Genomic DNA, 6,980 nt, shown 5'->3' on the forward strand with positions numbered 1-6,980 from the left:
CGTCCGTCGCCTCCCGCAGCCCCGCCCGCAGCTCGCCGGCGGTCCGCTGGAGCGCGCTCGGCGGCCCCACGATCCGCGGCGGCCCCGCCCCGGCCCTCAGCACGGCCGCGAACGGATCGCCGGGCGCCATGGGCGGGGCGAAGCGGGCGGAGACCCGCAGCCGCGTGGACGGCAGCAACCGCAGCCACGCGTCCCGCCCCTCCCCCGGCGGCACGATCAGCAGCACCGGGGCGCGGGTCCGGTGGGCCGTGCCGTCCGCCCGCTCCACCAGCGTCACCTCGGCTTCCACGACCACCGAGACCGGCACCATCGACCGCCCGTCCACCCGCGGCCGGGTGAGCCGGGGGTCCGCGGTCACGGTCACCTCCGCCCGGGCCCTGCCGTACTCCTGGGCCAGGACGGGCACAGGACCCCGCCGCAGGTCCGCCGCGTGCAGCCCCGCCGAGGCGGCTCCCGCCGCGGCGCACAGCAGCACCCCGGCCCAGACGGTGGCCCGCAGCCGCCACCCCGGCACCTTCGCGCCGCCCCCGGCCGGGCCGGGCCCGCCCGCGGCACCCTCCACCGCCGGATCCCGTCCCCCGGTGAGCCGCCGCGCCACCGCCGGTGTCAGCGACACCGCCGCCCCGGCCAGACAGAGGCCCACGCCGGCGACCGTCCACCACCCGGCGACGCCCAGCGCCACGGCGGCCGCCGCCCAGGCGGCCAGGGCGGGCGGCACGAGCCGCAGATCGGCCGGCCCCTCCCGCCGCTCCGCCTCCCCCTCGGGCGCGGGCGCCATCGGCTCGACCCGGCTCACGGCCGCACCAGCGGCTGGAGGTCGGCGAAGCGTCGCTCACCGATCCCGTCGACCTCGCGCAGCTCCTCGACCGCGCGGAACCCGCCGTGCTCCGTGCGGTGGTCGACGATCCGCCGGGCGAGCACCGGCCCCACCCCCGGCAGCCCGTCGAACTGCTCGGCCGTCGCCGTGTTGAGGCTCAGCGGCGCCCCGCCCCCGCCCGGCCCGGCGGCGGCCCCCGGCCCTCCACCGGAGGGCGCCCCCGGCACCCCGACGAGCACCTGTTCACCGTCGAAGAGGACCCGGGCGCGATTGATCCCCGTCAGATCCGCCCCGGGCCGCGCGCCCCCGGCGGCCCGCAGCGCGTCCGCGACCCGCGACCCGGCCGGCAGGGTCAGCACCCCCGGCCTGCGGACCTTCCCTCCCACGTCCACGACCACCTTCGCCGGCGCGGCACCGCCCTCCGGACCACCGCCCGGCCGCGCCGCCGGAGGCGAGGCCGCCACCGGCACGGCCCGGACGAGCTCCGGCGCACGCACCGGCTCCGGCCGGCCCGCCCAGAAGAAGCCGCCGGCCGCACAGGCCGCCACCACCAGGACCACGGCGAGCGCCGCCAGCGACCTCGGCTCCAGCCCGCACCGCGTCTGCACCCACAACGGCAGCCGCTCCCGCACCGCCGCCCGCCACCGCCGCTCCCCCGCGACGACGGCCACCGGCCCGTCGACCGACGCCTCGCCCGCCCTCGACTCCGGGGCCGACGGGGCCGACGGGGCCGACGGGGCCGACGAGACCGGCTGAACCGACGGGACCGGATGAACCGGCTGAACCGGCGGCGGAAACAGGGCGTCCCCCCGCTCCCGTGCCGCCCCCGTCCCGCCCCCGGCCGCACCCGGCGGCGCGAGAACACGCCTCACCCGGGTGCGCCGCCGGGCCCGCCCCCGGCGGCGCACCCCGTCGGGGCCCCGTGGCGCCGGGCCCCGACGGAGGGGAGGCAGGAGGGGAAACGGGAGAGGAGACGGAAACGGGAGAAGCAGTCGTACGAAGATCCATGCCTGCGACGGTAGGGTCCGCGGCAGGCCCGTGCCGTCCCCCTCCGACTTCCGTGGAGAACGACGCGCCTGTGGACAACTCCCTCACCCAGAAGGGTGAGAGACCCCGTCTCAGCGCGGAGAGACGACCACCGCGAGCAGCCCCGGCCCGGTGTGCGCGCCGATGACCGCGCCGACCTCGCTGACGTGCAGCTCCGCGAGGCCGGGCACCCGCTCCCGCAGGCGCTCGGCCAGCGCCTCGGCCCGTTCCGGCGCGGAGAGGTGGTGGACGGCGATGTCGACGGGGCCGGACCCGGCCTGCTCGGCGGCGAGCTCCTCCAGCCGCGCGATCGCCTTCGACGCGGTCCGCACCTTCTCGCGCAGCTCGATGCGGCCACCGTCGAGTTCGAGCAGCGGCTTCACCGCGAGCGCGGAGCCGAGCAGCGCCTGCGCGGTCCCGATCCGCCCGCCCCGGCGCAGGTGCTCCAGGGTGTCGACGTAGAAGTAGGCGGAGGTGTCCCCGGCCCGCTTCTCCGCCGCCGTGACCGCTTCCTCCAGCGAGCCGCCGGCCTCCGCGGTCTCCGCCGCCGCGAGGGCGCAGAAGCCGAGGGCCATGCCGATCATGCGGGTGTCCACGACCCGCACGGGGACGGGGGCGTCCTTCGCCGCGAGCACGGCGGCGTCATAGGTGCCGGAGACCTCGGCGGAGAGGTGGAGGGAGACGATCCCGCGCGCGCCCGCCTCGGCGGCCTCGCGGTAGGCGGCGGCGAAGACCTCGGGGCTGGGCCGGGAGGTGGTGACGGACCGCCGCTTCTGCAGGGCCTCGGCGAGCGCTCTGGCCGAGATCTCCGTGCCCTCCAGGAAGGCGCGGTCGCCGATGACGACGGTCAGCGGGACCGCGGTGATGGCGTGCCGCTCCATCGTCCGGGGCGGCAGGTAGGCCGTTGAATCAGTGACGATCGCGACATGCCGGGACATGAGCGGGAGGTTACCCGCCGCGACCGCCGCTCGGCAGCCCGGCCCCGGTCGCACCCCCGCCCGGCCCCGTCACGGGCCGCCCGTACGGCGCCGGAACCGGCGAACGGGCAACGGGCAACGGGCAACGGGCAACGGGCAACGGGCAACAGTCAGCCGGCGGGCAGGCGGTCAGCCGGCGGATTCCGGGCGGGCCTTCTTCTCCCAGGGGTAGGCGGTGGTCCGGGGGTCCGGCGCGGTGATCGCCTGCGGTCCCTCGCCGGACCGGGGCTCAGGAGCGGCGGCCGACTCGTACCAGGCGGGCTGCGCCGGTCCGGCCGCGGCCGTGTCCCGGTCGGAGGCGGTCCAGTGGCGCAGCGCGCCCGTCTCGACGTCGATCTGGGCGCTCAGCGTCTCCAGGTCGTCCTCGGCGAACCGCTGGGCCCGGTCGCGGGCGGCCTGCCGCAACGCGTCGGCCGAGCCGGTGATCCGCTCGGTCCGCTCGGCGAGCGCGGGCAGCTGCCCGGCCACGTACGCCTTGTCGGGCTCCCGCTCCAGGCGCTTGAGGTCCTCGTCCAGTTCGCGGCCGTGCGCGCTGAGGCGGCCGAAGAGGTCGAGCGACTCCCGCAGCGAGGCGTCCTCCACGGCCCCCGCCTGGAGCGCGTCCTGCGTGGCGCGCATCGAGTTGCGCAGCGAGAGCCGCAGCCTGGCCAGCTCGGCGGCGACCCCCACCTGCCCGAGGCTCTTGGCCCGCAGCGTGGTGTCCTCGACGGTGCGGCGGGCCTGGTCGAGGGTGCGGTCGACGCCGCGCTTGGCGGCCTTGGCGACCTTCACCGTGGCGTAGACGCCGAGCGCCACGAACGAGAGGAAGAGCAGCGCCAGGATCGTGACAATCGCGGCTTCCATATGCGTCGCTCCTCAGGCTCCGTCGGCGTCCCACGGCTGTGGTTCTTCCACGGTAAACGGAACGGGCAGGCCGAGGGTTCCATCGGAACCCCCAACCTGCCCGTAGGGGAAAACCCCTGGGTCCGTCACGGCACTCAGGCCACGATGTTCACCAGCTTCGGCGCGCGCACGATCACCTTGCGGATCTCGGCGCCGCCGAGGGCCGCGACGACGTGCGGGTCGGCCAGGGCCAGCGCCTCCAGGTCGGCGTCGGTGATCGACGGGGAGACCTCCAGGCGGGCCTTGACCTTGCCCTTGATCTGCACGACGCAGGTCACGGTCTCGTCGACCACGTACGCCGGGTCGGCGACCGGGAAGTCCTGGTGGACGACCGAGTCGGTGTGGCCCAGGCGGCGCCACAGCTCCTCCGCGATGTGCGGGGCGAGCGGGGCGACCAGCAGCACCAGCTGCTCGGCGACCTGGCGGGAGACCGCGCCGCCGGCCTTGGTCAGGTGGTTGTTCAGCTCGGTGATCTTGGCGATCGCCGTGTTGAAGCGCATCCCGGCCATGTCCTGGGCGACGCCGTCGATCGCCTTGTGCAGGGCGCGCAGCGTGTCCTCGTCGGGCGCGGCGTCGACGACGGTGACCTCGCCGGTCGTCTCGTCGACGATGTTGCGCCACAGGCGCTGGAGCAGCCGGTACTGGCCGACGACGGCACGGGTGTCCCACGGGCGGGAGACGTCCAGCGGGCCCATCGCCATCTCGTACAGGCGCAGGGTGTCGGCGCCGTACTCGGAGCAGATCTCGTCCGGCGTGACGGCGTTCTTCAGGGACTTGCCCATCTTGCCGAGGACGCGGCTGACCTTCTCGCCCTGGTACCAGTAGGCGCCGTCGCGCTCCTCGACCTCGGCGGCCGGCACCGCGATGCCGCGGGCGTCGCGGTAGACGAAGGCCTGGATCATGCCCTGGTTGTAGAGCTTGTGGAAGGGCTCGGCCGAGGAGACGTGGCCCAGGTCGAAGAGGATCTTGGACCAGAAGCGGGCGTACAGCAGGTGGAGCACGGCGTGCTCGGCGCCGCCGACGTACAGGTCGACACCGCCGGTGGGCATGCCCTCGCGCGGGCCCATCCAGTACTGCTCGATGGCCGGGTCGACGAGCTTCTCGTCGTTGTGCGGGTCCAGGTAGCGCAGCTCGTACCAGCAGGAACCGGCCCAGTTGGGCATGGTGTTGGTCTCGCGGCGGTACTTCTTCGGCCCGTCGCCCAGGTCGAGGGTGACGTTGACCCACTCCTCGTTGCGGGAGAGCGGGGTCTCGGGCTGGGTGTCGGCGTCGTCCGGGTCGAAGGTCCGCGGCGAGTAGTCCTCGACCTCGGGCAGCTCCAGCGGGAGCATCGACTCGGGCAGCGCGTGGGCGACGCCGTCCTCGTCGTAGACGATCGGGAAGGGCTCGCCCCAGTACCGCTGGCGGCTGAACAGCCAGTCGCGCAGGCGGAAGTTGACGGTGCCCTCGCCGATGCCGCGGTCGGCCAGCCAGGCGGTGATCCTCGCCTTGGCGTCGACGACCCCGAGGCCGTCCAGGGAGATCTCGTCGTTGGCGGAGTTGATCAGCTTCGCCTCGTACGAGCCGAAGGCGTCGTCCCAGGTCGACGGGTCGGTGCCGCGGTCGTCGCTCGGCTCGACGACGCAGCGCATCGGCAGCTCGAAGGCGCGGGAGAAGGCGAAGTCGCGGGAGTCGTGGGCGGGGACGGCCATGATGGCGCCGGTGCCGTAGCCCATGAGGACGTAGTCGGCGATGAAGACGGGGACCTGCTCGCCGCTGACCGGGTTGGTCGCGTAGGCGCCGGTGAAGACGCCGGTCTTCTCCTTGGCGTCGGCCTGCCGCTCGACGTCGGACTTGGAGGCGGCCTGCTTGCGGTAGGCGTCGACGGCCTCGCGGGGGGTGGCGTGCCCGCCGGTCCACACGGCGTGGGTGCCCTCGGGCCACTCGGCCGGGACGATCTTCTCGACCAGGTCGTGCTCGGGCGCCAGGACCATGTAGGTGGCGCCGAACAGGGTGTCCTGGCGGGTGGTGAAGACGGTGATGGCGCCGGTGTCGCCGACCTGGAAGTCGACGCGGGCGCCCTCGGAGCGGCCGATCCAGTTGCGCTGCTGCAGCTTGATGGCCTCGGGCCAGTCCAGGCCGTCCAGGTCGTCCAGCAGGCGGTCCGCGTAGGCGGTGATGCGCATGTTCCACTGGCGCAGCTTGGCCTTGAAGACGGGGAAGTTGCCGCGCTCGGAACGGCCGTCGGCGGTGACCTCCTCGTTGGCGAGGACGGTGCCCAGGCCGGGACACCAGTTGACCGGCGCGTCGGAGGCGTACGCCAGGCGGTACTCGCCCAGGACGCCGTCGCGCTCGGCGGCGGACAGCTCGGACCACGCGCGCGTGGTGCCGGGGATCTCGCGGGTGCCGTTCTCGAACTGCTCGATCAGCTCGGCGATCGGGCGGGCCTTCGCGGCCTCGGTGTCGTACCAGGAGTTGTAGATCTGCAGGAAGATCCACTGGGTCCACTTGTAGTAGTCCGGGTCGATCGTGGCGAAGGACCGGCGCTTGTCGTGGCCCAGGCCCAGCCGGCGCAGCTGGACCTTCATGTTCTCCATGTTGGCCTCGGTGGACACGCGCGGGTGCGTGCCGGTCTGCACCGCGTACTGCTCGGCGGGCAGGCCGAAGGCGTCGAAGCCGAGGGTGTGCAGCACGTTGTACCCGGACATGCGCGCGTGGCGGGCGAAGACGTCCGTCGCGATGTAGCCGAGCGGGTGGCCGACGTGGAGGCCCGCACCGGAGGGGTACGGGAACATGTCCATGATGAACTTCTTGGGACGGGCGGCGACCTCGGGGTCGCCCGCCAGGTCGCCGGAGGGGTTCGGCGCCTCGTAGGTGCCCTCGGCGTCCCAGGCGTCCTGCCAGCGTGCCTCGATGTCGGCGGCCATGGCCGCCGTGTAGCGATGCGGGGCCGCCGTCTCGGCGGCCGTGTTGATCTCGGTCATGGTCCTAGAAGCTCCATCGATCGTCTCTGCCCACTGCCACGAACTGCCACGAAATGAAAAATCCCCTCGCACAGGAGGGGACGCCGCGCCGACTCCGACGGGATGTCTTCCGCCCGTCGGGACTGATCAGCGCGGCTCGATAAGCAGGAGGCGTACGGCACGCATGGCGCCAGGGTACCGCAGGGCCCACACGGGCCGCATCGATGTCCACAGGGCGGCGCGGCCCTTCCGGCGCGTCCCCGGACACGAAGAAGCGGGGGGTGGGGGGGGGGGGTGCCCCGTCGGGTGTGTTGTGGGAATGTTTTTTTTAGTACA

The 6,980-nt window shown here is 74.1% G+C and carries 4 protein-coding genes and 1 pseudogene; all 5 read right to left on the reverse strand.

Annotation, left to right across the window (positions count from 1 at the left end; genetic code table 11):
• Window positions 1–796, reverse strand: a pseudogene (locus tag AB0E83_RS26590) (MBL fold metallo-hydrolase); the annotation flags it as partial.
• A complete protein-coding gene (locus tag AB0E83_RS26595; RefSeq protein ID WP_362116951.1) occupies window positions 793–1,617 on the reverse strand; it encodes a ComEA family DNA-binding protein in 825 nt (274 codons plus the stop codon). The pseudogene AB0E83_RS26590 and the gene AB0E83_RS26595, both read right to left, overlap by 4 nt.
• A 318-nt stretch (window positions 1,618–1,935) precedes the next feature.
• Complete coding sequence (locus AB0E83_RS26600) at window positions 1,936–2,781, reverse strand: DegV family protein (RefSeq protein ID WP_362116883.1); 846 nt, start codon at window positions 2,779–2,781, stop codon at window positions 1,936–1,938.
• Window positions 2,782–2,949: 168 nt separating this feature from the next.
• Window positions 2,950–3,663: a hypothetical protein gene (locus AB0E83_RS26605; protein WP_362116886.1), complete on the reverse strand. Its 714-nt coding sequence runs from the start codon at window positions 3,661–3,663 to the stop codon at window positions 2,950–2,952.
• Between the two features lie 134 nt (window positions 3,664–3,797).
• Window positions 3,798–6,665: a leucine--tRNA ligase gene (gene leuS, locus AB0E83_RS26610; protein WP_362116888.1), complete on the reverse strand. Its 2,868-nt coding sequence runs from the start codon at window positions 6,663–6,665 to the stop codon at window positions 3,798–3,800.
• Window positions 6,666–6,980 lie beyond the last annotated feature (315 nt).

It is taken from the genome of Streptomyces sp. NPDC035033 (assembly GCF_040636735.1).
GTDB lineage: Bacteria > Actinomycetota > Actinomycetes > Streptomycetales > Streptomycetaceae > Streptomyces.

Excerpts from the sequence above, each read along its gene's own strand:
- AB0E83_RS26600 (WP_362116883.1), bottom strand. The coding sequence starts at position 2,781 with ATGTCCCGGCATGTCGCGATCGTCACTGATTCAACGGCCTACCTGCCG.
- AB0E83_RS26605 (WP_362116886.1), bottom strand. The coding sequence starts at position 3,663 with ATGGAAGCCGCGATTGTCACGATCCTGGCGCTGCTCTTCCTCTCGTTC.
- leuS (WP_362116888.1), bottom strand. The coding sequence starts at position 6,665 with ATGACCGAGATCAACACGGCCGCCGAGACGGCGGCCCCGCATCGCTAC.